The organism is Lysobacter sp. DMC104 (assembly GCF_056313665.1).
The window spans coordinates 170,238-196,859 of record NZ_JBQUZW010000012.1; the positions used below are offsets into that span (position 1 = coordinate 170,238).

At 70.1% G+C, this 26,622-nt stretch carries 10 protein-coding genes; 1 reads left to right on the forward strand and 9 read right to left on the reverse strand.

The window, feature by feature from the left end:
- Position 1 precedes the first annotated feature (1 nt).
- The 9 genes from ACT53R_RS15865 to ACT53R_RS15905 all read right to left on the reverse strand — a co-directional run bounded on the left by ACT53R_RS15865 (position 2) and on the right by ACT53R_RS15905 (position 26,355).
- Positions 2-904 (reverse strand): AEC family transporter, encoded by a 903-nt coding sequence (locus tag ACT53R_RS15865; RefSeq protein WP_476172876.1) that lies wholly within the window; start codon positions 902-904, stop codon positions 2-4.
- Positions 905-909: 5 nt separating this feature from the next.
- Entirely contained in the window at positions 910-1,998 is a 1,089-nt protein-coding gene (locus tag ACT53R_RS15870) for a hypothetical protein (RefSeq protein WP_476172877.1), read from the reverse strand.
- Between the two features lie 4 nt (positions 1,999-2,002).
- Positions 2,003-3,745, reverse strand: coding sequence for a gamma-glutamyltransferase (ggt, locus tag ACT53R_RS15875; RefSeq protein WP_476172878.1), 1,743 nt, complete (start codon positions 3,743-3,745; stop codon positions 2,003-2,005).
- 42 nt (positions 3,746-3,787) lie between these two features.
- A complete protein-coding gene (locus ACT53R_RS15880; protein ID WP_476172879.1) occupies positions 3,788-5,662 on the reverse strand; it encodes a putative bifunctional diguanylate cyclase/phosphodiesterase in 1,875 nt (624 codons plus the stop codon).
- A gap of 120 nt (positions 5,663-5,782) precedes the next feature.
- Entirely contained in the window at positions 5,783-8,350 is a 2,568-nt protein-coding gene (locus ACT53R_RS15885; protein WP_476172880.1) for a prealbumin-like fold domain-containing protein, read from the reverse strand.
- 306 nt (positions 8,351-8,656) lie between these two features.
- Positions 8,657-10,582, reverse strand: a complete 1,926-nt coding sequence (locus ACT53R_RS15890) for a hypothetical protein (protein WP_476172881.1) — start codon at positions 10,580-10,582, stop codon at positions 8,657-8,659.
- Positions 10,583-10,585: 3 nt separating this feature from the next.
- Positions 10,586-12,457: a hypothetical protein gene (locus ACT53R_RS15895; protein WP_476172882.1), complete on the reverse strand. Its 1,872-nt coding sequence runs from the start codon at positions 12,455-12,457 to the stop codon at positions 10,586-10,588.
- Between the two features lie 219 nt (positions 12,458-12,676).
- Positions 12,677-16,387, reverse strand: coding sequence for a hypothetical protein (locus ACT53R_RS15900; protein WP_476172883.1), 3,711 nt, complete (start codon positions 16,385-16,387; stop codon positions 12,677-12,679).
- Positions 16,388-16,398: 11 nt separating this feature from the next.
- A complete protein-coding gene (locus tag ACT53R_RS15905; RefSeq protein WP_476172884.1) occupies positions 16,399-26,355 on the reverse strand; it encodes a DUF7507 domain-containing protein in 9,957 nt (3,318 codons plus the stop codon).
- Between ACT53R_RS15905 and ACT53R_RS15910 the strand changes: the two genes are divergently transcribed.
- Positions 26,330-26,622, forward strand: a 293-nt coding sequence (locus ACT53R_RS15910) for a hypothetical protein (RefSeq protein WP_476172885.1), incomplete at its 3' end; no start/stop codon positions are given. The genes ACT53R_RS15905 and ACT53R_RS15910 overlap by 26 nt on opposite strands.

The window sequence follows — 26,622 nt, forward strand, 5'->3', positions numbered from 1 at the left end:
CTCATCCTACGCCTGCCCACAGCGGCAGCGTCAGCAGCGACAGCAGCAGGCCGTAGCCGACCATCGCCGCCGCCAGCCGCGGCGCGAGACCGTGCGAGATCGCCAGCGCACCGGCGGTGACCATCGACGGCATCGCCGATTCCAGCACCGTCGTCCGCGCCATTTCGCCGTGCAGGCCCAGCAGCCGCACCAGTGGCAGCGCCAGCGCCGGCAGCAGCGCGAGTTTCAGCAGCAGACCGGCGGCGAGCGGCTTCAGCTCGTCGCGCGGCAGCGCCAGCTTCACCGACAGGCCGATGGTCAGCATCGCCAGCGGCAGCAGCGCGTCGGACAACCGCTGCAACCCGCCCGCGACCCACGCCGGCGGCTCGGCCGGCATGATCGTGAAGCCGAGCACCAGCGCCCAGATCGGCGGGAAGCGCACCACCCGCGCCAGCATCTCGCGGAGGCTCGGCTTGCGATCGCCGCCGTAACGCGCGAGCACCCACAGCCCGAACGTCGACAGGATCAGGAACGCGCCGAACTGGTCGTAGATCACCGCGTACGGCAGCGCGTGTTCCCCGATCAGCGCCCGCGTCAGCGGATAGCCGAGGAAGCTGGTGTTGCCCAGCGCCACCGTCAGCAACAGCACCGCGCGCTCGTCATCCCGGAACCGCAACAGGCGCGCCAGCAGCGTCACCAGCACAATCGTCGCCAGCAGCAGCACCCACGGCACCACCGCGATCCCGATCAGCGCCGGCTCCAAGTGCAGCCGCGGCGCATAGCGCAGCACCGCCGCCGGCAGGCACACGTACAGCACGACGAGATTCAACGTCTGCGCCGCGTTGTCCGGCAGCACCCGCAGGCGCTGGAAGGCATAGCCCAGCACGAGCATGGCGAGGATGAGGGCGAAAGCGTCGAAGGCCATGCGCGCTATTGCCCTGAAGCCGGAGCCGCCCCGGGCGACCAGTCCGCCGGTGGTTCCAGCGACACGCCGGCATCACGCAGGCAGGCGCGCATGGCGTCGCCTTCACCCAAGCCTGACGTCGCGCGCATCCTGGCCGGCGTGCAATCGCCTGTCGCGTGTTCGCCGAGTTCCCTCAGACGTGCCGATTGCCATGCCCAATTGCGTCGCCAGGCCTCGCCTTCGGCGCGCAAGGCAGCGTCATCGTCGTGGCGCAACAGCGCTGCGCCGAACAGTTCGCCCACCACCGTGTCCGAATGCGCCAGCAGCATCCGCCCGAGTAGCCGACACTCGCTGTTGCGCGTCGGTGTCGCATGGCGCGCGTCGCCCTTGCAGGCGGTGATCAACGGTGAAAACGAAGGCGCCGCCATCGCGCCCCACAACAACGTATAGCTCGCGGACAAGGACGGGAGACCCAGCCCTGCCTCACGCAACAAGGCGCGTTGCGCCTGGTCCGGAGGGACTATCACCAGTGCGTCGTCGATCGTGGACAGCAGATCCGGCAGGTGGAGCGAGAAGCGATCGAACGTCCCGGCGCTTGCGAGCAGGTCTTCGACGGGTTCGCCCGAAAGCATCGCCGGCGCGAGATTGGCTGGTTCACTGGCGCGCCAGCGCTCCCGCGCCTGGCGGGCGATCCCGTCGACGGACCGCAGGTCGTTCTGCAGCAGCACCGCGACGATCGGATCGTCAGCACCCGCGTCGAAGGCCTGCGCCCGCCATCGGTCGATGTTCCGATCCGCATGGTCATCCGCCGTGACCGACCACAGGTTCGCCGCGATGGCGAGCTTGCGCGGATCACCGCTCGCCGCCAGTCGCTTGGCCAGGGGGCGCAGATAGCCTTTGCCGAACGCATGCCAGGCCGCCGCGAGGACGGCGGCATGTGCATCGCCTTCACGGCGGCATACGTCGTACAGGATGGTTGGCACGTCTTCGCATGCCGCTTCCCACGCAGCGTCACCGCCCGGGGAAACCGTGGGCGGCGCAGGCGCCGCGGCGGACGCAACACCCGATGCAAGACCTGCCGCCAGCGTCGCGGCGACGAATCGCAGGATCATCATCGACTCAATACCCCGCCGCCATGCCGTCCTTGCGCGATTCGCTGGCGCCGACGTAGCCGCCGCCGTTCGGGTTCACCATGATCGCCTGGTAGCCGCCGTAGGGGCCGTCGGCGAAACGCACGCTGTGTCCCTTGCGCATCAGCGCGCGGACGGTTTCGATCGGGAAACCGCTTTCGAGATCGACTTCACCGCCGTCGCTCATCGCGGTGTTCTGGCCGGTGGGTTCGGTGCTGCCGTCGTGCTGGATGCGCGGCGCGTCGCCGGCTTCCTGCAGGTTCATGCCGAAGTCGATCAGGTTCATCAGGATCTGCGCGTGGCCCTGCGGCTGCATCGCGCCGCCCATCACGCCGAAGCTCAGCCACGGCTTGCCGTCCTTCGTGACGAAGGCGGGAATGATGGTGTGGAACGGCCGCTTGCCCGGCGCATAGGTGTTGGGATGGCCGGGCTTCAACACGAACATCTCGCCGCGGTCCTGGAAGACGAAGCCCAGCCCCGGCGGCGCCATGCCGCTGCCCATGCCGCGGTAGTTCGACTGGATCAGCGAGACCATCATGCCGCTGGCGTCGGCGGTGGTGAGGTAGATCGTGTCGCCTTCATTGACCTCGGGAATGATGCCCGGCTCCACGCTGCGCGCGGCCTTGTCCATCGACATGCGCTTGCCGCGCTCTGCGGCGTAGCCCTTCGAGATCAGGCGCGCCACCGGCGTGTCGTAGAACTTCGGATCGGCATACGACGCCGCGCGATCGGCGAACGCGAGCTTCTTCGCCTCGACGAACAGATGCACGTGTTCGGGGCTGCCGAAGCCGTACGACTTGAGGTCGTAGGGTTCCAGCAGGTTGAGGATCTGCAGCGCGGCGATGCCCTGCCCGTTCGGCGGCAGTTCCCACACGTCGTAGCCGCGATAGTTGGTGCTCACCGGCTCGACCCACTCGCCGTGGTGTTCGGCCAGGTCGTCGTAGCGCAGGAAGCCGCCGTTGGCCTTGAAGTAGGCATCGATGGTGCGCGCGATGTCGCCCTTGTAGAACGCGTCGCGGCCGCCGCGCGCGATCGTCTCCAGCGTGTTCGCGAGATTGGGATTGCGCCACGTCTCGCCGGTGCGCGGCCCACGCTTGCCATCGATCGTGAATTGCTCGGCGAACCCCGGCCATTTCGACAGGCCCGGCACGCTGCGGCCCCAGTAATACGCGATCGTCTCCGCGACCGGATGGCCTTCACGTGCATAGCGGATGGTCGGCGCGAGGTTGTCGGCCATGCTGCGCTTGCCGAAGCGGTCGTGCAGCGCGAACCAGCCGTCGACGCAGCCGGGCACGCTCACCGGCAACGGCCCCTGCGCCGGGATGTCGGTCAGTCCGCGGCGCTGGAACTCGGCCAGCGTGAGCGCCTTCGGCGAACGGCCCGAGCCGTTGTAGCCGTAGAGCCGCTTCGTCTTCGGGTCCCACACGATCGCGAACAGGTCGCCGCCGATGCCGCTGCCGGTGGGCTCCATCAGCCCCAGCGCCGCATCGGCCGCGATCGCCGCGTCCACCGCACTGCCGCCGGCGCGCATCGTCTCCAGTGCGATTTGAGTGGCCAGCGGATGCGACGTCGCCGCCATCGCATGCGGCGCGTACACCTCGCTGCGCGTGGCGAACGGCTTGCCGGTGACACGATCGGCGGCGGGGGCGGGCACGGCGAACGCGGCGAGCACGACGGCAAGCGCAGTCGGCGCGAGCGCGACAAGCGATGGGCGGGACATGACGCGGGACATGGGACACCTCGGCCGGACCGGAACCGGCGACAGGGTAGCGCGTCAGCCCCCGCCCCCGAACCCCGCGATCAGCGCGTCGTTGTCGATCGCCGGCGAATAGAGCCAGCCCTGCACGGCGAAGATGTTGCAGTCGCGGAGGCAGTCGGCCTGGGCGCTGGTTTCGACGCCTTCGCCGACGACGTCGATGCCGAGGGTGTGGGCGAGTTGCGCGACGGCCTGCACGATCGCGAGGTCGGCGCGGTCGCCGGGCAGGCCGGCGGTGAAGCCGCGGTCGATCTTCAGCGTGTCGATCGGCAGGTGCTTGAGGTAGCCGAGCGAGCAGTAGCCGCTGCCGAAGTCGTCGAGCGCCACGTGCACGCCCAGCGCGCGCAGGCGGGCGAGCGTGCGACCGGCGGTCCGCTGGTCGCGCAGCAGCAGGGTTTCGGTGAGCTCCAGGCACAGCCGGTGCGGCGGCAGGCCGGAGTCGGACAGCGCGATCTGGACGTCGGTGATGAGGCCGACCTGCTCGAACTGCCGCGCGGAGACGTTGACGCGCAGCATCGGCGCGACGCCGTCACGCGCGGGCCAGCGCATGGCGGCGTGGCAGGCTTCGAGCAGCACCCAGCGGCCGAGGCGCACGATCAGACCGGAGCTTTCGGCGACCTCGATGAACTCGCCCGCCGGCACCACGCGGCCGTCGGGCATGCGCCAGCGCAGCAGCGCCTCGGCGGCGCGCCAGCGGCCGTCGCGCAGGTCGATCTCGGGCATGTAGTGCAGGAGCAGATCGCCGGCGGCGAAGGCCTCGCGCAACGCCTGTTCGGTGCGCAGGCGTTCGAGCAGGCCGCGGTGGCGATCGGCATCGAACACTTCGCAGCGGTTGAAGCCGGTCTGGCGTGCGCGGAGGCTGGCGTTCTCGGCATTGCGCAGCAGCGTGTCGGCGGACGGCGCCACCAGGTCGCGCGAGAACGCGATGCCCGCCGACACCGTGGCCGGCTGCGGCACCACGGCGCCGTGGTCGAAGCCGGCCTGGACGAGGTCGATGCAGCGCTCGGCCAGCGCCAGCGCCTCGACTTCCGGCAGGTGCCGGTGCGGGATCACCGCGAAGGCGTCTTCGCGCACGCGGGCCAGCGTCGCCGCTTCGCCAACCGCCTCGCGCAGGCGTTCGGCGACCGTGGCGAGCATGTGCTGGCGCGCCTCGTCGTCGGGCAAGGCCTCCATCGGCAGTTCGACCTGCAGGTGCACCGCGACCAGGCCACCGTCGTTCTCGTGCATCGGCCGCAGCGCGCTGTGCGCGACTTCCAGCAGGTGGTCGCGGTTCGGCAGGTCGGTCTGCGGATCGTGGCGTTCGATGTAGCGCAGCCGGCTTTCGGCCTCGCGACGGCGGCTGATCTCGTAGGCCATGGCCACGTAGTCGCCGATGCTGCCGGCGAAGGCCTGGTCCTCGGGGGTCCACACGCGCGCGCAGCCGACCTGTTCGTGGCAGACCACGCCCAGCAGTTCGCCCTGGCTGCGCACCGGCGCGTCCAGCAGCGACTGCACGCGATGGCGGGTGAAATAGGCCTGCAGGCTGTCGTCTTCGGCCACGGCGTCGTCGACGCGGACATCGGCGATGTCGATCACCCGCACGTCTTCCAGTTGCTCGCCGTACTCGCGGTCGATCGCCAGGGCCTCGTCGAAACCGGCGGGGTTGTGGCGATCCTCGCTGCGCAGGTAGGCATGGACGCAACGCAGGCGACTGCCGCCACGCTCCACGCGCCAGACGTTGACGCGCTCGACTTCGAGGGTGTCGGCCGCGACCTGGCAGATCAGGGCGATCGCTGTCTGGAGGGTGCAATCCTCGCTCCAGACCCGGCGCGCCAGCGCGACCAGCGCATGGTTGTGGCGCAGCGCCCGTGCGCTGCGTTCGGCGTGCCTGGGATGTCCCGCGTTCGCCGTCACCGCCCCTCCGTTCTTCGAACATCAAGGTCGCGACCCGCGATGGGGTCGCAGCGCTGGCCCGGGTTGAGACGCAAAAACCGGTCCGTGGCGGTCAGGCGGCGCCCGGGCGCCGCCCGACGATCAGTTCACCGAGCAGGTCAGGGTCACCGTCACCGTCCCGTTGACGGGCAGCCCCGGGATCGGTGCACCCGCGCCCTGCAGGGCCGCGACGAGGGCCGCGCCGGTGATCGGCGGACACGTCGCGCCGCCGGTCGCCGTGCAGCTGGCGGTGGCGCAGGTGAGGTTGGTCGGCGCCGGATCGCTGAGCACCGCACCGTCGGCGGCATCCGGACCGAGGTTGGTCACGGCGATGCTGTAGCTGGTGGTGGTGCCGGAGGTCACGCTGTCGGCGGCCTGGTCGACCTCGCCGTTCAGGCCTGGCGTGTTGGTCTTGGTCAGGCGCAGATCCGCCTGGTTCTTGCGGGTGTTGGTGAAGGTGCAGGTCAGGTCGTCGCCGGTGGCGCCGGTCAGCGAGAAGCTGGTGCCGCTGCCGCTGGGCGTCTGCCCGCCCGACAGCGCGTTGGTGCAGCTCCAGGTGGTGATGTAGTTGCCGAGGTTGGCGCCGCCGGACGCGGTTTCGGTGAAGGTGTAGGTTGCGCCGACCGCACCCGGGTTGAGCGTGGCGGTGCCGGTGGCGGTGGTGCCCGCGCCGGTGGTGGTGACCGTGGCCGGACCGCCGGTGCCGGTGATGGTGAGGGTGAACTGGTCGCCGACCGCGAAACGGCCGCTGGGCAGGGCCTTCTGCAGGCGCAGGATCGGCAGCCGGTCGTTGGTGAAGGTGCAGGTGAAGCCGGTGCTGGCGGCGATCTCGGCGCCGGTGATCGTGTAGGTGGTGCCGCTCAGGCTGCCGACGGTGGCGTTGGACGCGTTGACGCAGGTCGCGCCGTTGAACGCCCAGCCGGCCGGCAGCGAGTTCTCGTTGATGGTGACGGCGGTGGTCGGCGAGGCCACGGCGAACACCTGCGTGCCGGTCATGCCGGTGTTGCCGTCGACCTGGGTCGCGGTGTTGGCGGCCGCGGTGGTGACGGTGCCGGTGGTCTGCCCGGTGTTGGTCAGGGCGAAGCCGAACGGGCCGCCGGCGGTGCCGGTGGTGATCTTGTTCAGCAGCACCTTGCGGGTGACCTGGAACTGGTAGTCCTCGACCTCGCCGCTCTGCACGGTGCTGACCGGCGTGTTGCAGTTGTCCAGCGGCGCGGAGGCAGCGCTGCTGGTGCAGACGCGGAAACGGGCGAAGGTCGGGCCGATGACGGCGCCGGCCGGCACCGCGATGTTGAGGTTGACCGTGCCCACGGCGACGGCCTGGTCGCTGACCATCTGCTCGCCGGCGTCGTTGAAGTCGCCGTCGGCGTTCCAGTCGAACCAGGCGTTGAGCACGCCGGCCGCGCTCTGGATGCTGACCGGCACGATCGTGATCTCGCCGATCGGCAGCAGCGGCGACAGGGTCACGCCGTCTTCGTCGTCGGTGTTGTTGACGTCGTCGCCGGTGGCGGTGGCGTTGTTGAGCAGGCCGCTGTCGGCGTCCGTCGTGGCGCCCATGCGGATGCCGGTGATGGTGTGCGTCGGGTTGCCGTAACTGATCGGCGCATCGCCGACGTCGGCATTGTCGGATTCCAGCAGGAACGAGGCGTTGGTGGCGCCGTAGATCAGGGTCGCCGCGGCGCCGCCCAGCTGCAGGGTGTAGAGACTGCCCGGCGTGGCGCCGCCGTTGCCGAAATAGGCACCGCCGGTCATGCCGTTGGGTTCGTTGTTGACGTTGCCGTTGGGCGTGTCGTAGGTGCCGTTGCCGTTGCTGGTCGTCAGCGAACCAGTCAGCGAGGAAAAGCCGCTCGGCGCACCGGTGAAGCCCTGCGTGCTGCTGCTCGCGCCCATCACGAGCTTGCCGTCGTCGGCCTCGTTCGGGGCCTGGCCGGCATCGTAGGCGGCCGGCGCGAGGCTGGCGTTGCCCGGCGTGCCGGTGGTCACCTGCGCGGTGGCGGTGGCATTGCGGACGAAGCCGTTCACCGTCTGCTCGACGTTCTGGTACACCGACGCCAGCATCAGCGCGTCGTCGCCGGGGTTGGTCGGCGAGACCACGTCGGGGAAGGTGATGGTGACCGTGCCCGAGGCCGCACCGCCGAGCAGGGTATTGATCTCGTTCTCGAACAGCACGATGTGGAAGCTGCTGAGGCTGAAGAACGCGGTACCCGCGGGCGAGCCGGTGGGCGAGGTGCTGATGGTGATGAAGCGGGTGTCGCCGCTGGGCGTGCCGCCGATCACCAGCGCGTTCTGCTTGTTGATCGTGCCGCCGGGGCCGACGAGGCGCGCGGTGATCTGGTTGTTGCTGGTGGTGGCCGGCGGCGTGCCGGTGCGTGGCTCGGGCCAGTTGTCGCCGAGGCCGGTGCCGGCGGTGTTGGCGCTGGTGCACAGGCCGCCGGTGCCGTCGGCGGCCGAGCAGTGGTCACGCTCGAACGTGGCCCAGATGAAGAGGGCGCGGTTCTTGCCGCTGGGGATGCTGAAGGTGGCGATCGAAGGCGTGCCGGTGGCACCGGCGCCGGTGGCGGTCGCGGTCTGCGTGGTGAGGTGCTGGACCGTGGCCGCGCGGGCGTCCGGCGCCTGCACGCCAAGGGCGAACAGACAGGCGAGCACTGCCGCGCGACACGCACGGGCCATGCCCGAGCTCATTCGGATCCTGATCATCGACCACCCCTGTCTTGCCTCGTTGCTTCCGTGATTGCCGCCCCCCGGCCGGCCGATCACACGAAGCATCCGCACCACCGTGCGAGGGCGGAAGCTTCATGCATGCATCGTGCGCGGCACGGGTCGCGCAATCACGTCCCGTGCAACATAAGCGCGGCAAGTGCCCCCCTCACGCTGTCACATCTGACAGGCTAGTGATTCCAGAGAGCTGAATATCGGTCATCCGTCTCGTTTTTGCGGTTGATCGTGCGCAATCGATGGCAGGTCGATCGGTTTTCGCTATTGCACGGTACAGGTCAATGCAAAAGTCACATTGCCGCCGGACGGCAGCACGGGGATGGCCGCGCCCGTGCCCTGCAGGGCCGCCACCAGCGCCGCACCGGTCTGCACGGGGCAACTGGCACCGCCGGTGGCCGTGCAGGTGGCCGTGGTGCAGGCCAGCCCGCCGGGCGACGGGTCGGTGATGATCGCGTCGTTCGCCGGCTTCGGGCCCGTGTTGCTCACGACGATGGTGTAGACCGAGGTCGATCCGGACGCGACCGTGTCGGCGGCCTGGTCGACCTCGCCGTTCACGCCCGGCGTGTTGGTCTTGGTGATGCGCAGGTCCGACTTGCAGGTCCGGCCGACGTCGGTGCCGGGGGTGTCGGTCCCGGCGCCGACCACGGACGCGGTGCTGCTGCCGCCGCTGGTCGCGCCATGGGTGGCGCCGCCCGGCTGGCCCTGGGCCGTGTTGGTCAGGCCGGGCGCACCGCCGTTGGCGGTGACCGTGGCCGCGCCGGTGGTGATCACCACGCCCGCCGCACCGCCGCCGCCGCCACCGTGGGCGGAGCCGCCCGGCACCCAGGCGTCACCGCCGCGGCCGCCGCTGACGTCGACATTCAGCGCGGCGCTCCAGGTCGTGGCGACCACCAGCACGCTGCCGCCCGCACCGCCGCCGCCAGCGGCGTCGTTCAGCGGGTTGTCGGCCGCGCGACCGCCGCGGGCACGGAGGGTGCCGCTGCCGGTCACGGTGACCGCGCGGGCCATGACGATGCCGCCGCCCGCCGCGCCGCTGGACTGCTCGGCCGTGCTGTTGCCGTTGTTGTCGCCACCGCCGCCGCCGCCGCCCATCACCAGCCGGGCGATGTTCGCCTGCGCGAACGCCGCGCCGCCGAAGCCCCATTTCTTGTCGGGCAGGTTGCTGTAGTCGGCCAGGATCCCGGCATAGCCCGCCGAGCGCCAGCCGGCGCCCCCCCGGCCGCCCGCGGCACCGTTGCCGCCGCCGCCACCGCCGCCGTTGTCGCTGCCGCCGTCCCAGTAGGCGCCGCCGCCGCCGGCGTTGCCCGGGGCGCCGCGGGCCCAGTCACCGGTGCTGGCGGTGCCGGTGGGATAACCGCCCCAGCCGGCGCCGAGGTCGGTGATCGTCGAGGCGATGCCGTCGTCCGGCGTGCGCTTCTCGCTGACGAAGCGCGGCGTGCCGGCAATGCCCTCGCCTTTCACCGCGTGGCGGGTGTCGTCGTCCCAGCGGAAGCGTTCGACCGCATCGTTGACGTCACGGGCACGACCGCCCGCGCCGCGGAAACCGGCGCCGTCGACATCGATGGTCTGGCCGTTGAAGTCCAGCGTGAAAGCGGCGTCGATCACCGCCACGCCGCCGCTGTTGCCGTCCCACGGCGACGCGGTGACGGTGCCGCCGAGGGTGACGTTGGCGTACTGCGGCACGCGGACGATCTGGAAGGTGCGGCGGCCGTTCGTGGTGGTCGCGGCGGCCTGCTCGTAACTGGCGGTCAGCGGCGAACCGGCGAGGTCCAGCGTGCTGCCGCTGGTGCCCGCACCGGCGCGCAGGAACTGGTAGCGACCGGCGGCGCAGCCCGGCGACGAACTGACGTAGCCCGAGGCGGGTTCCCCTGCGGCCCCGTCGCCGTAGGCAAGCGTGTCGGTGGTATCCAGCGTCGCGCACTGCATCTGGATGATCAGCACCAGATCGCCCGGGGCCAGCGTCGCCGCCGCGCCGCGCTGGGCACCCAGCGAGATGGTGGTGCTCGCCGGGCCGTAGTTGCCGGTGGCGGGCGTCCAGTAGGTGTTGATGATGCCCGCGACCCCGGTGACGTTGCCGGCGCTGCCGGGCGTGGCGCACACCTGCGCGCGTGCGCCCGGCATCGACAGCAGGCCGCAGGCGAGGGTGACGACGAACGGAAGGACGAGACGCCGGGGAGTGGCAGTCATGGATCAGGGCACTTGGCAGGTGAGAGTGAAGGTCGCGGTGCCACCGACGGGCAACGTCGGTACGGTCGCACCGGCGCCCTGCAGGGCGGTCACCAGCGCCGCACCGGTCTGGGCGGGGCAGCTGGCGCCGCCGGTGGCGGCGCAGGTCGCGGTGCTGCAGGTCAGGCTGGCCGTCGCCGGATCGGTGACCACGGTGCCGTTGGCCGCACCCGGCCCGTTGTTGCGCAGGGTGATCGTGTAGGTCGTGCTGGTGCCGGAGGTCACGGTGTCCGTGGCCTGGTCGACATTGCCGTTGGCGCCCGGCGTGTTGGTCTTGGTCACGCTCAGGTCGGCACGGGCAGTGAAGTTGCACAGCGGCAGATCGGCGAGCGCGGGTGCGGACGCGATGTTGCCGCCGTTGCCTGCGGTCGCGCCGTTGGGGATGAACTCGGTCACGGCGGTCGACGAGGTCGTGCCGCCGACGCCGCCCGTCACGGTGCGCGTGCCGCCCGGCGAAGCGATGTAACCGCCGCCGCCGCCGCCGCCCGGACCTTCGGACTCGACGCTGGTGATCAGCTGGTTGCCGCCAGCGCCGCCGTTGGCCGACAGACTCAGGCCCCCTGCACTCGGGGCGACCAGCACCACGGAACCGCCGCCGCCGCCGCCGCCGGGCGCATCGTTGTGGCCCGGCACCGTGGCCGTGGCCGTGCCGCCGTTGGCCTGGAGCGCCCCGCTGCCGCTGACGGCGTTGGCGATGACGTACACCAGCCCGCCACCGGCCGCGCCGGCACTGGCCGCACCGTTGTTGCCGTCGCCGGCACCGCCGCCGCCGCCAAGGAACAGGCGGGTGTCGCCGATGGTGCTCGGGTTGTTGGCCAGCGGACGTCCGCCGAGCCCGCCGCGCTCGCGCCGGTTGTTGCCGCCCCACGACGCCGTGCCCGGCGCCGTCGTCATCGCATCCTGATTGGCCGCGGCGTAGGTGTAACCGCCACGACCACCGCCCGGGGAATTGGTCGTCGACGTCAACGTGCCGTCGAGATTCCACGCGGTCGCCCACGCCGCCGTGGCAAGGCTGGGCACGCCCTGGCCATTCCAGCCGGACGCACTGCCGCCGTTGGCGCCGCCACCGCCGCCGGCATTGTGCGAATTGCCGCCGCCACCGCCGTTGGCGGGCGCGCCGCGGTTGTAGCGTCCTCCCAGGCCGTCGTACACGGTCTGCGAGCCGGCGATGCTTTCGCCCTTCTCGCCGCCATCGGCCGTGGTCGCAGCCACGTAGGCGGTGACGTCGGTGCCGGCGGCGGTGGTGTCATTCTCGAGCGCACCGCCGCGGAAGCCCAGCGCGTTGGCGTGGATCGTCCCGTTGATGGTGGCCGTGCCGTCGACGATGACCGCGACCACGCCGCCGGTGCTGCCGTTCCACGCGGACGGCACGACCGACGCCCCGGCGTTCACGGTCAGGCTGCTGTATTGCGGGACGCGCACGACCTGCGCACCGCTGTTGTAGGAGAAGCGCAGCGGCGTGCCGCTGCAGACGGTGCCCAGCGTGATCACGTTGCCGGCCACGGCGGCGACACTGACGAACTCGTAGCGGCCGGCGTTGTTCAGCGCGGTCACCGCGCCGTAACCGCTGGTATTGGTGGTCGCGATGGTCGCGCCCTGCGCCTGGTACAGCATGAGCACGTCACCGGCGGTGATGCCGGCCGCACTCGCGACGGTGATCGTGCCGGCGCCCGATGCCGCGCCCGCGGAGAGCGTGGTCACGGTGTTGAGCACGGTGTTGGCCGCCGTCACCGTGCGCACCCCGTCCTTGCCGATCTGGCGCGCCTGCGCGGCAGGCGAGATCAGTCCGGCGGCGGCGACCAGCGCCGCGACCAGCGCCGTCAAACGAAGGGGCACGCGGGAGACCGCAACCGGGCGGGACGACGACACGAGGCCTTTCATTCCAGACAATCTCCGAACAAACCAGGGTTGCGCATGGAGCACGACGCGACATACGCGCGCCGACTATCGATCTGGCGTCGACGATCGAATCATTCGATGGCCGAAGCCGGGACGAGCGCGAACGCCGTGCCCGTCCCTGCAGACACGGCGTTCCGTCGCCGTCAGTCGTTCAAGTCAGTACCAGCCGACGAAGTTCACGAACCAGCCGCGCTGGTCGTAGTCGAAGTTCGTCAGGTCGTCGTTGAACTGGGTGAAGTTGTAGCCCACGCCCAAGCGCAGGTTCTTGCCCAGATCGCGGTCGATGCCGACCAGCGCGCCCTGGCGATCACCGCCGTGCTTCGCGCCGAGCCAGCGGTACTCCGCCATCGCGTGCCAGTCGTCGGCGAACGCGTAGCGCGCCTGCGCCGCGACGAATGTCGCGCCGGAGTCGGCCCACTCGCCCGCCAGGCGACCGTAACGCACCTCGCCTTCGCGACGCATCGCCTTGCCCGCGAACTCCCAGTGCACGTTCGGGGTGTACACGCCTTCCAGCGACAGCACCTGGCTGCGCTGGTCGTAGTTGGCGACGTTGGTGCCCGTCTGCGACAGCGCGGACACGTCGTACAGGTACGTGTACTTGCCCAGCAGCGCCCACTTGCCGGTATCGAACGGACGCCACGCGAACCCGAGGTTGCCCTCGATGAACTTCGCGCCCGCGCTCGCCTGCAGGTCGTCGGTGGTCTTCGAGTAGTTGAAGCGCGCCGCGATGCGGAAGCTCTCGTTGACCTTCTGCGTGAACGTGTTGGTGGTCACCCACTGCGTGCGCCGCTCGGCGCCGCTGTCCTCGCGCCATTCCAGCTTGCTGTTCCACTGCGTCGCACTGGAGGTGCGGCCGCCGCTGACGCTGACCGCGTTGCGGTCGACGTTGCCGGTGCCACGGTCGAGGTTCGCGGTCTGCAGGGTGAAGCCCAGCGTCCAGCCCACGCCCGGATAGAAATCCATGCCGAAGGTGTGGGCCAGGCCGCTTTCGTTCGGCGCCTTGAGGTACTGGCTCTCGTTGTAGACGTTGACCTGGTTCGACAGGCGCCAGCGCTGGCCCAGCGTCCAGCCGGACGTCTGCCGGTTGTTGAACAGCGGGTCGTAGGCGGTGCGGTCGGTGGACCAGGTGTAGGCGCCGTAGAACGTGTGCTCGGGGCTCAGGCGGTATTCGGCGTTGACCTGCGCCGAATCGCCGCGGTCGCCGGTGGTGACTTCCGCGCCGACGCTCGACAGGTCACCGAACAGGTACTTGCCGCCGATCGTGTAGGCGTCGTTGTCGGCGTAACGGCCGCTGTCGTCGTCGACGGTGAACTGCGCGGTGCCGTAGACGTCCAGGCTGCTGCCGAAGCGGTGCTTGTACTGCAACGCGGCGAGCGTGCCGGCGGCGTTGCCGGACAGGCGCTTCTCCTCGATGCGGCGCAGCTCGCCGGCCAGGCTGTTGTAGTCGTCGATCCGCCATTCGCCGGTGACCTGCGACTGGGTCAGCGTCTCGCTGCCGCGCTCGGCGCGGCTGTAGCGCGCGTGCACGTTGATGTTCTGCGCGAACTGGCCCAGCACCTCGGCACCTTCCTCGCGCACGCGCGAGCCGATGTCGAAGCGGCTGACCGAGAAGCCCGAATCCACGTCGCGCCACCAGGCGCCGGCGGACCAGTCGAGATCGGTCCAGCCCAGCTCCTTGAAGTTGGCGCGGGCCTCGACCGCACGCGCATCGCCTTCGCGCGACACGGTGGTCGGGTTGAGCTGGCTGAAGCTCAGGCCGCCGTTGTCGGAGAAGAAGATCGGCGCGCTCGCGGCCTGCGTGCTGCTCTGTTCGAGCTTCAGGTAGGTGCCGCGACCGGCCTGCAAGGTCAGGTCGGCGCCCTTGAGCGTGTAGTCGTCGCCGCCGCGGTTCTCGTCGATGTACGTGGCGCCCAGCGCGACGTGTTCGCCGAACCAGTGCTTGCCGCGCAGGCCGGCGGTGAACGAACCCGGATCGAAGCCGTCGGGGATGTACTCGTAGTCGACCAGCAGCACCTGCGAGAAGCCGTCCAGCGGCGTGTCGCGGGTGAGCGTGGGGATGTTCTCGCGGGTGATCTGCGCCAGCGGCCGGGTCAGGATCAGGCGGCCCTGGAACTCGTCGATCTCGTAGTCCGCGCCGCGGGCCAGGTCGATGCGCTTCTCGACGCGGCCGGTAGTGTGGTCGCGCACTTCCAGCACCACGCGGTCGGAACCGGGCAGCACGTCGGTGTGCTTGAGGTAGTAGAGACTGCCGCCGGTGCCGAGGAATTCGGTGTGGCCGGGCGCGCTCTGCGCCTCGGAACCGAACACCTTCAGCTGCGACGCCGGTTCGCCCAGTTCGGTCGCCTTGCGCGAACGCCAGCTCAGCGCGCCGCCGTACAACGAGCGCGAGTACTGGCCGTACTCGGTGCCGGTGATGCCGGTGTTGAAATTGCCCCACAGCGCCTGGCTCTTGTCCCAGTCGACGCGAACGTAGAGCTTGCCCTGGGTGTCGACGTCGCGGACCGTGGTCGAGTCGTCGCCGTAGACCGGGTAGTACTGGTCCGGATCGAGGCGGCGGAAGACGTCCTGCGCGTTGGCCTTGCCGAAGCCGTGGAACAGGTCGCGGATCTCGCGTTCCTGCGTGTCGGCCTGCGCGGTGACGAGGTATTTGCCCTTGATCTTGCCCTTCAGGTAGAACGCGAGGCGGCCTTCCAGCAGGAAGCCGTCGTCGTAGCGTTCGTCGCCGCTGAGCGGCTCCACCGAACCGGACACGCTGCTGCCGGACGCCGTGAAATCGGCGATCGCGACCGCGAACATGTACTTGCCGGTGACGTCGATGTCGAGGCGCTTGTTCAGCGTCTGCTGGTCGCCGCCGGCGAGTTCGATCTCGTAGGCATGGCGGCCCACCGGCACCAGGTATTCGGCCACCAGCTTGCGCTGCAGGTCGATCGGCTGGCTCTGGCCGTTGATGCGGACCGAATAACCTTCCGGGATGTCGCGGCCCTGGATGCGGATGCGCGAGCCGTAGATCGCGATGTTCTGCTGGCGCAGCGCGTTCTCGCCGAACACGCCTTCGACGAGGCTGCGCTGTTCGGCTTCCTCGGCGCTCATCGCGATGCCGTTGGCCTTCTCCACCGAGCGCTGCAGCACCTGGCTGCCGCGTTCGGCCTCGTCCGGCGTGACCAGCTGCATGCGCCGCGGCCAGGTCTCGTCGAAGCTGCCGTCGGCACCGTAGGCGCGGACGATGTAGGCCAGTTCGTCGCCGGCACGGGCTTCGAAGCCCGCCGGCAGCGTGCCGTCCCAGGTCACGTCGGTGACCGCACCGACCGGCAGCTCCACCTTCGCCAGCGGCGCGACGAGGTCGGCGTCGCTGGCGCGATAGATCAGCACCTCGGCGCGGCGCACGAAGTCGGCGTAGTTGCTGTAGGCGTAGAAGCGCACCGGCTTGGCGATGCGGTTGCCGTCGAAGGCCACCAGCGACGGCGCCGAGACGTTGAGCTGCGGCTGACCGAGGTTGGGGTCCTCGGTGGCCCAGATCACGCCGCCGCCGGGCAGGTCGGTCGACCATTTGCCGATGGCCAGCGCCTGGCCGGGCTGGAGGTCGCGGTTCCACGTCGAGGCGACGTGTTCGGCTTCCACCGTCACCCGGCGATCGGGCTGCAGCTTGCCGGAATCGGACTGTTCCGAAGTGTCCTTCGTCACCGGGCGCTGTTCGCCGCGGGTGCGGATGGTGAACACCATGCCTTCGTCGGACGTGCAGCCGTTGCCGTCGCAGCGCGTGGCGTCGGAAGCGCCGGCCGTGGCCGGCGCCTCCTGTGCGGAGGCGGTGCCGGCGAAGCCGCCGGCGAGGATGCCGATCAGGGTGTAGTCGAGCAGTTTCATCTTCATCTTGGCGACCCTCACTGCCCGTTCATTCCGGCGGGGGCAGCCGGATCCTCGTTGATATCGACACGCAGCGCGCCGCGGACCTTCGCCGGCAGCGCCTCCGCGATCGCGTCGTAGACGGCCTTCGCACGACGCATGCCAAGTGCCACGTTGTAGTCGTCCGCACCGCGCTTGTCGGCGTGGCCGACCACCGCGACGCGGTTGCTGCCGACCTCGACCAGGTAGTCCGCGATGCGGCGGATCAGCGGCCGGTATTCCGGCTTGATCTCGGCCCGGTCGGTCTCGAACAGGAAGGTGCCGATCAGCGGCCACGCCATCACGCCGACCACCGTCGAGGACGGATCGTGCGGGTTGGCGCGGACGCTGATGCGCAGGCCCGCCGCCGTCTCCGGGGTGAGCTTCGCCACCAGTGCGTCACGCACCGCGACCGCGCGCTCGAAGGCCAGCAGGTCGCTGTCGCCTTCGGCGCCGATCACGATCTCGCCGCCGCGGTGCTGTTGCGCCGCGTCGGCCATCTTGTCGATGGCCGCGCGGTACTGCGGGCGGATCTCGCTGCTGTCCGGGGCGAACATCACCGAGCCCAGCTCCATCTCGACCGACTGCGAACCGCCTTCCAGCACCGACACCGGCAGCTTCACGCCGAAGTCGAAGCGGGTCGGCACGCCCGGGGTCACGCGCTTCACCAGCGGGTTGTCGGTGGTGAACACCGTGCCCGGCGGCAGCGTGGCCGGATCGACCTTGAGGATCAGGTTGCGGCCGCGCTCCCAGCGTCCGCCGTCGACGCCCGCCAGGTGGTAGCGACCGTACTGGTCGGTCTCGACCAGCAGGCCTTCCACCGTGGCCAGACGCACGCCGGGGATGCCGCGCTCGTCGATGCCGGTGTTGGCGATCACGTAGTCGACCACGTAGCCGTCGGCCACCTGGCTGACATGGCGTTCCACCGTCGGCGCCGCCGCATTCAGGCCCTTGGCCGCATCGCCGCTCTTCTCGACGCGGGTGCTGCCGTCGGCCGCCATGCGCACCGTCACGCCCTGCGCCGAGGTCAGCACGAAGTCGTCGGTGAAGCGCAGGTCGCGCAGGGTCTGGCGGATGACGACGGTGTGCTTGGCCACCGGATCGCCTTCCGACTGACGCGCCACGAGGTCGCCCAGCGCGATGCCGTGGAGCATCGGCGAGCTGTGGTCGGCTTCCGCCGCCGGGCCGTTGCCGCGATCGACCGTGGTCGAGTTCGCCACGTAGGCCTCCGGCGCGAAGCCGCCCTGGACATGCACCTCGCCCAGGCCCGCCGCGTCCTGCCAGCCGTCGCCGTCGCGGTCGTTGAAGACCGTACCGACGATCAGCGAGTCGTCCAGCAGCGGATCGGCGACCAGCTGCACGTCCGCGGTCGCGGTGTTCGACACCACGTCGCCGTCGTCCTCGACCACCGCGCTGTTGGTGTGGATGCCGGCGCGCACGCCCGCGCCCACGCGCAGCAGGTAGGTGATGGTGGCGCGACCGCCGGCCGGGATGTCGATCTGGTCGACCCGGATCGGGTAGGTCCCGACCAGGCGACCGGCGCCATCGGCATCGGCGACGCGCAGCGAGCCGTCGACGTAGGTGAAGCCTGCCGGCGGCGTATCGATCAGCGTGCCGTCGGTCATCGGCGTCTGGCTGGTGTTCTCCATCGTCACCGTGTAGCGGACCAGGTCGCCGACGTGGACGTCGTGCGGGCTGGCGGTCTTGGTGACGCGGATCGTCGCCGGAGCGCCGTTCACCGCCACCACCGCCGTGCCCGTGGACGTCACCGTCTGCGCCGAACTGCTGGAACGACCCGTCGCCGTGGCGACGTTGTCCAGCGTGCCGCCCGCCGCGGCCTCGGCCGCCGTCACCGTGTGCGTGTAGGTCGCACAGGTGGCGGACGCGCCCGGAGCCAGCGTGGTCGGCGAGCAGCTCAGCGTCGTCGGCGCACCGCCTTCGAAGCTGTCGGTCACGACCAGGTTGTCCAGCGTCACGTTGCCGGTGTTGGTCACGCCCACCGCGTAGGTGATCACGTCGCCCGCGTCCGCCTGGCCGATCACGCCGGTGTCGGTGGTGATCGTCGCGGTCTTGGTCGCCGCGATCGCCGGGTTGCGCGCGATCGGGGTGCTGGTGCTGTCAGGCGGGGACACCGTGGTGCCGCCGCCCGGCAGCGAGCCGGTCGCGGTCGCGGTGTTGTTCACCGTGCCCGCGTCGACTTCCGCCTGCGTGATCGTGTGCGAGCCGGTGCAGGTCGTGGACGCGCCCGGGGCCAGCGTGGTGGTCGGGCAGACCGCCGGCGCGGACAGGTTCGCGTCGTTGATCGTCAGGCCCGTCACCGTCACATTGCCGGTGTTGGTCACCACGAAGCTGTACGGGATCGACGCACCGGCCGTGTTGGCGCTCGGGGTGCCGGCGATCTTGTCGATCGTCAGGCCCGGCTGCGCCGCCACGACCACCGTCGCCGTCGCCGTGTCGCAGTTGGTCGGATTCAGCACTTCGCAGATCGTGTACGGATACGTGTAGGTGCCCGCTTCCGTGCCCGGCGCGATGGTGATCGTGCCGTCCGCGTTCATCGTGATCGAACCCGACGCCGGCGTCGGCGCGGTGCCCGGGGTCAGCGTGACGTCGGCCGGGTTCACCGCCACGCCGTTCAGCGTGTCGTTGACCAGCACCGAGGCCGTCGAACCGCCGCCCACGCCGTTGACCGGCGGGAAGCTGTCGTCGACCGCGTCGATCGGCGCCGCACCCACGGTGACGATGACCGTCGCCGTATCGCAGTTCGTCGGGTTCAGCACTTCGCAGATTTCGTACGTCACCGTGTAGGTGCCGGCCGGCGTGCCCGGGGCCACGTTCACCGCACCCGTCGCCGGGTCCAGGGTCACGTTCGGGTTCGTCGTCGCCAGCATGTTCAGCGTGACCGTCGCGAGGGTCGCCGGCGCGCCGTTGAGCGTGTCGTTGACCAGCACGTTCGGCACCGCGACACCACCGGTCGCACCGTTCGCCACCGCACCGCTGTCGTCCACCGCGTCGATCGGCGCCGCCGCCACCACGATCGTGGCCGTGGCCGTGTCGCAGTTGGTCGGGTTCAGCACTTCGCAGATCGTGTACGGATAGGTGTACACGCCGGCCGTCGTGCCCGGGGCGATCGTGATGGTGCCGTCGGCATTCATCGTGATCGAACCGGCCGTCGGCGTCGGCGCCGCACCCGGCGTCAGCGTGACGCTGGCCGGGGTCACCGCCGCGCCACCGAGCGTGTCGTTGACCAGCACGCTCGGCGTGTTGCCGCCGCTCGCCCCGTTCACCGGGCCATGGCTGTCGTCCACCGCATCGATGACCGCCGCACCCACGGTGACGGTGACCGTCGCCGTGTCGCAGTTGGCCGGGTTCAGCTGCTCGCAGATCCGGTAGACCAGCGTGTAGGTGCCCGCCGGCGTGCCCGGGGCCACGTTCACCGCGCCCGTCGCCGGGTTCAGGGTCACGTTCGGGTTGCTGGTGCTGACCTGCGTCAGCGTCACCGTCGCCAGGGTCGCCGGCGCGCCGTTGAGCGTGTCGTTGACCAGCACGTTCGGCACCGCGGTACCACCGGCCGCGCCGGACGCCACCGTGCCGGTGTCGTCCACCGCGTCGATCGGCGCCGCCGAAACCACGATCGTGGCCGTGGCCGTGTCGCAATTGGTCGGGTTCAGCACTTCGCAGATCGTGTACGGGTAGCTGTACGTGCCCGCCGTCGTGCCCGGCGCGATCGTGATGGTGCCGTCCGCATTCATCGTGATCGAACCGGCCGCCGGCGTCGGCGCCGCACCCGGGGTCAGCGTGACGTTGCCGCCCGCACCCGTCGTGACCGCACTGCCGCCCAGCGTGTCGTTGACCAGCACGCTCGGCGTGGTCGCGCCGTTCGTGCCGTTCACCGGACCGTAGCTGTCGTTCACCGCATCGATCGCCGCCGCACCCACGGTGACCGTCACGGTCGCCGTGTCGCAGTTCGTCGGGTTCAGCTTCTCGCAGATCTGGTACACGAGCGTGTACGTGCCGGCCGGCGTACCGGGCGCCACGTTCACCGCACCCGTCGCCGGGTTCAGCGTCACGTTCGGGTTCGTGGTCGACACCTGCGTCAGGTTCACCGTCGCCAAGGTCGCCGGCGCGCCGTTGAGCGTGTCGTTGACCAGCACGTTCGGCACCGCCGTACCACCGGCCGCACCGTTCACCACCGTGCCCGCATCGTCCACCGCATCGATCGGCGCAGCCGCCACCACGATCGTGGCCGTGGCCGTGTCGCAGTTGGTCGGGTTGAGCTTCTCGCAGATCGTGTACGGATACGTGTACGTGCCCGCGGTCGTGCCCGGGGCGATCGTGATGGTGCCGTCGGCATTCATCGTGATCGAGCCGGCCGCCGGCGTCGGTGCAGCACCCGGCGCCAGCGTGACGTTGCCGCTCGCACCCACCGTGACCGCAGCGCCGCCCAGCGTGTCGTTGTTGACCAGCACACTCGGCGTGGTCGCACCGCTGGCGCCGTTGACCGGGCCGTAGCTGTCGTCCACCGCGTCGATCAGCACCGCACCCACGGTCACCGTCACGGTGGCCGTGTCGCAGTTCGTCGGATTGAGCTTCTCGCAGATCTGGTACGTCACCGTGTAGGTGCCGGCCGGCGTGCCCGGCGCGACGTTCACCGCACCCGTCGCCGGGTTCAGCGTCACGTTCGGGTTGCTGGTGCTGACCTGCGTCAGGTTCACCGTCGCCAGCGTTGCCGGCGCGCCGTTGAGCGTGTCGTTGACCAGCACGTTCGGCACCGCCGTGCCGCCGGCCGCGCCATTCGCCACCGTGCCGGTGTCGTTGACGGCATCGATCGGCGCCGCACCCACGGTCACCGTCGCGGTCGCCGTGTCGCAGTTCGTCGGGTTGAGCTTCTCGCAGATCTGGTACGTCACCGTGTAGGTCCCGGCCGGCGTACCCGGGGCCACGTTCACCGCACCCGTCGCCGGGTTCAGGGTCACGTTCGGGTTCGTCGTCGACACCTGCGTCAGGTTCACCGTCGCCAGCGTCGCCGGCACGCCATTCAGCGTGTCGTTGACCAGCACGTTCGGCACGCCCACGCCGCCCGACGCACCCGACGCCACCGTGCCGGTGTCGTTGACCGCATCGATCACCGCCACACCGACGGTAATGGTCGCCGTCGCCGTGTCGCAGTTCGTCGGATTGAGCTTCTCGCAGATCGTGTACGGGTAGGTGTAGATGCCCGCGGTCGTGCCAGGCGCGATCGTGATGGTGCCGTCGGCATTCATCGTGATCGAACCGGCCGCCGGCGTCGGCGCCGCACCCGGCGTCAGCACTGCGTTGCCGCTCGCGCCCACCGTCACCGCCGCGCCACCCAACGTGTCGTTGACCAGCACGCTCGGCGTGGTCGCACCGCTGGCCCCGTTGATCGGGCCGTAGCTGTCGTCCACCGCGTCGATCACCGCCGCGCCCACGGTGACGGTGACCGCCGCCGTGTCGCAGTTCGTCGGATTCAGCTTCTCGCAGATCTGGTAGGTCACCGTGTAAGTGCCCGCCGGCGTACCCGGGGCCACGTTCACCGCACCCGTCGCCGGGTTCAGCGTCACGTTCGGGTTCGTCGTCGACACCTGCGTCAGATTCACCGTCGCCAGCGTCACCGGCACGCCGTTCAGCGTGTCGTTGACCAGCACGTTCGGCACCGCCGTACCGCCCGACGCGCCGTTCGCCACCGTGCCGGTGTCGTCCACCGCGTCGATCGTCGCCGCCGACACGGTCACCGTCGCGGTCGCCGTGTCGCAGTTCGTCGGGTTCAGCACTTCGCAGATCGTGTACGGATAGGTGTACACACCGGCCGTGGTGCCAGGCGCGATCGTGATGGTGCCGTCGGCATTCATCGTGATCGAACCCGCCGCCGGCGTCGGCGCCGCACCCGGCGTCAGCGTGACGTTGCCGCCCGCGCCCACCGTCGCCGGGGAGCCATTGAGCGTGTCATTGAGCAGCACGCTCGGCGTGGTCGCACCGCCGGCACCGTTCACCGGGCCGTGGCTGTCGTCCACCGCGTCGATCGGCGCCGCACCCACGGTGACGGTGACCGTCGCCGTGTCGCAGTTCGTCGGGTTGAGCTTCTCGCAGATCTGGTAGGTCACCGTGTAGGTGCCCGCCGGCGTACCCGGCGCGACAACCACTTCACCCGTCGCCGGGTTCAGGGTCACGTTCGGGTTCGTCGTCGACACCTGCGTCAGGTTCACCGTCGCCAGGGTCGCCGGCACGCCGTTCAGCGTGTCGTTGACCAGCACGTTCGGCACCGCCGTTCCGCCAGCCGCACCGTTCGCCACCGTGCCGGTGTCGTTGACGGCATCGATCACCGCCGCACCCACGGTCACCGTCACGGTCGCCGTGTCACAGTTCGTCGGGTTGAGCTTCTCGCAGATCTGGTAGGTCACCGTGTAGGTGCCGGCCGGCGTGCCCGGCGCGACGACCACTTCACCCGTTGCCGGGTTCAGCGTCACGTTCGGGTTCGTCGTCGATACCTGCGTCAGGTTCACCGTCGCCAGCGTCGCCGGCACGCCGTTCAGCGTGTCGTTGACCAGCACGTTCGGCACCGCCGTCCCGCCCGACGCGCCATTCGCCACCGTGCCGGTGTCGTTCACCGCATCGATCACGGCCGCACCCACGGTCACCGTCACGGTCGCCGTGTCGCAGTTCGTCGGGTTCAGCTTCTCGCAGATCTGGTACGTCACCGTGAAGGTGCCGGCCGGCGTACCCGGCGCGACAACCACTTCGCCCGTCGCCGGGTTGAGCGTCACGTTCGGGTTCGTCGTCGACACCTGCGTCAGGTTCACCGTCGCCAGCGTCGCCGGCACGCCGTTGAGCGTGTCGTTGACCAAGACGTTCGGCACCGCCGTACCGCCGGCCGCACCGTTCGCCACCGTGCCGGTGTCGTTGACGGCATCGATCACCGCCGCACCCACGGTCACCGTCACGGTCGCCGTGTCGCAATTCGTCGGGTTGAGCTTCTCGCAGATCTGGTACACGACCGTGTACGTGCCGGCCGGCGTACCGGGCGCCACGTCCACCGCACCCGTCGCCGGGTTCAGCGTCACGTTCGGGTTCGTCGTCGACACCTGCGTCAGGTTCACCGTCGCCAGCGTTGCCGGCGCGCCGTTGAGCGTGTCGTTGACCAGCACGTTCGGCAGCGCGGTACCGCCCGACGCGCCGTTCGCCACCGTGCCGGTGTCGTTGACCGCGTCGATCACCGCCGCACCCACGGTCACCGTCACGGTCGCCGTGTCGCAGTTCGTCGGATTGAGCTTCTCGCAGATCTGGTACGTCACCGTGTAGGTGCCCGCCGGCGTACCCGGCGCGACGACCACTTCGCCCGTCGCCGGGTTCAGGGTCACGTTCGGGTTCGTCGTCGACACCTGCGTCAGGTTCACCGTCGCCAGCGTCGCCGGCGCGCCGTTCAACGTGTCGTTGACCAGCACGTTCGGCACCGCGGTACCGCCCGAAGCGCCGTTCGCCACCGTGCCGGTGTCGTTGACCGCGTCGATCACCGCCGCACCCACGGTGACGGTGACCGTCGCCGTGTCGCAGTTCGTCGGGTTCAGCTTTTCGCAGATCTGGTACGTCACCGTATAGGTGCCTGCCGGCGTGCCCGGCGCGACGACCACTTCGCCCGTCGCCGGGTTCAGGGTCACGTTCGGGTTCGTCGTCGACACCTGCGTCAGGTTCACCGTCGCCAGCGTCGCCGGCGCGCCGTTCAACGTGTCGTTGACCAGCACGTTCGGCACCGCGGTACCGCCCGAAGCACCCGACGCCACCGTGCCGGTATCGTCCACGGCGTCGATCGGCGCCGCCGCCACAGTCACCGTCGCGGTCGCCGTATCGCAGTTGGTCGGGTTGAGCTTCTCGCAGATCGTGTACGGATACGTGTAGACGCCCGCCGTCGTGCCAGGCGCGATCGTGATGGTGCCGTCGGCATTCATCGTGATCGAACCCGCCGCCGGCGTCGGCGCCGCACCCGGCGTCAGCACGGCGTTGCCGCTCGCGCCCACCGTCACCGCACCACCGTCCAGGGCGTCATTCGCCAGGACGCTCGGCGTGGTCGTACCGCTGGCACCGTTGATCGGGCCGTAGCTGTCGTCGACCGCATCGATCACCGCCGCGCCCACGGTCACCGTCACGGTCGCCGTGTCGCAGTTCGTCGGATTCAGCTTCTCGCAGATCTGGTAGGTCACCGTGTAGGTGCCTGCCGGCGTGCCCGGCGCGACGACCACTTCGCCCGTCGCCGGGTTGAGCGTCACGTTCGGGTTCGTCGTCGACACCTGCGTCAGGTTTACCGTCGCCAGCGTCGCCGGCGCGCCATTCAGCGTGTCGTTGACCAGCACGTTCGGCACCGCCGTACCGCCGGCCGCACCGTTCGCCACCGTGCCGGTGTCGTTGACGGCATCGATCACGGCCGCACCCACGGTGACGGTGACCGTCGCCGTGTCGCAGTTCGTCGGATTCAGCTTCTCGCAGATCTGGTAGGTCACCGTGTAGGTGCCCGCCGGCGTACCCGGCGCGACGACCACTTCGCCCGTCGCCGGGTTCAGGGTCACGTTCGGGTTCGTCGTCGACACCTGCGTCAGGTTCACCGTCGCCAGCGTCGCCGGCACGCCGTTGAGCGTGTCGTTGACGAGGACGTTCGGCACCGCCGTCCCGCCCGAAGCGCCGTTCGCCACCGTGCCGGTGTCGTTGACGGCATCGATCACGGCCGCACCCACGGTGACGGTGACCGTCGCCGTGTCGCAGTTCGTCGGGTTGAGCTTCTCGCAGATCTGGTACACGACCGTGTACGTGCCGGCCGGCGTACCCGGGGCCACGTCCACCGCGCCCGTCGCCGGGTTCAGCGTCACGTTCGGGTTCGTTGTCGACACCTGCGTCAGGTTCACCGTCGCGAGGGTCGCCGGGACGCCGTTGAGCGTGTCGTTGACGAGGACGTTCGGCACCGCCGTGCCACCCGAAGCACCCGACGCCACCGTGCCGGTATCGTCCACCGCGTCGATCGGCGCCGCCGTCACGGTGACGATCGCCGTCGCCGTATCGCAGTTGGTCGGGTTCAGCACTTCGCAGATCGTGTACGCATAGGTGTAGATGCCCGCGGTCGTGCCAGGCGCGATCGTGATGGTGCCGTCGGCATTCATCGTGATCGAACCGGCCGCCGGCGTCGGCGCGGCACCGGGCGTCAGCGTGACGTTGCCGCCCGTGCCCACTGTCGCAGCAGCACCGTTGAGCGTGTCGTTCACCAGCACGCTCGGCGTGGTCGCACCGCTGGCACCATTGATCGGACCGTAGCTGTCGTCGACCGCATCGATCACCGCCGCGCCCACGGTCACCGTCACGGTCGCCGTGTCGCAGTTCGTCGGATTCAGCTTCTCGCAGATCTGGTAGGTCACCGTGTAGGTGCCTGCCGGCGTGCCCGGCGCGACGACCACTTCGCCCGTCGCCGGGTTGAGCGTCACGTTCGGGTTCGTCGTCGACACCTGCGTCAGGTTCACCGTCGCCAGCGTCGCCGGCGCGCCATTCAGCGTGTCGTTGACCAGCACGTTCGGCACCGCCGTGCCGCCCGACGCGCCGTTCGCCACCGTGCCGGTATCGGCCACCGCGTCGATCACCGCCGCCGACACGACCACCGTCGCATTGGCGGTGTCGCACGTCGCAGGCACCGTCGCCGGCAGAGTGCAGATCGTGTACGGGTAGACGTACGTGCCCGCCACCGTGGCAGCAGCCACCGTGATGGTGCCGTCGGGATTCATCGTCAGACCGGCATTCGGACTCGTGCCAGGCGTCAGCGTCACGTTCGTGCCGATCACCGCCGCCACGCCATTGGTCGTGTCGTTGGTGATCACCGTGGCCGTCGTGCCGCCCGCGCTGCCGACGATCGGCGTCGCGGAGAAGTCATCGTCCACCGCATCGATGAGCGCATCCGTCGGCGTGGTCACGCTGCTGGTGCAGTGCGCCGCCGCCGGGCACGTCGTGTCGCCGCCACCGCTCACCGTCGCCGTATTGGTCACGCCGGGAACAGCACCGGCCGTCGGCGTCACCGGGATCACGAAGCTCGTGCTGCTGCCGGCCGCCAGGCCCGCCGCGATCGTGCAGGTCACCGTCTGGCCGGCTGCCGTGCAGCCCGCAGGCAGCGTGCCGATGGTCAGACCCGTCGGGATCGTATCGGTGATGGTCGACACGGCGTTCGTCGCCGCCGTGCCGGT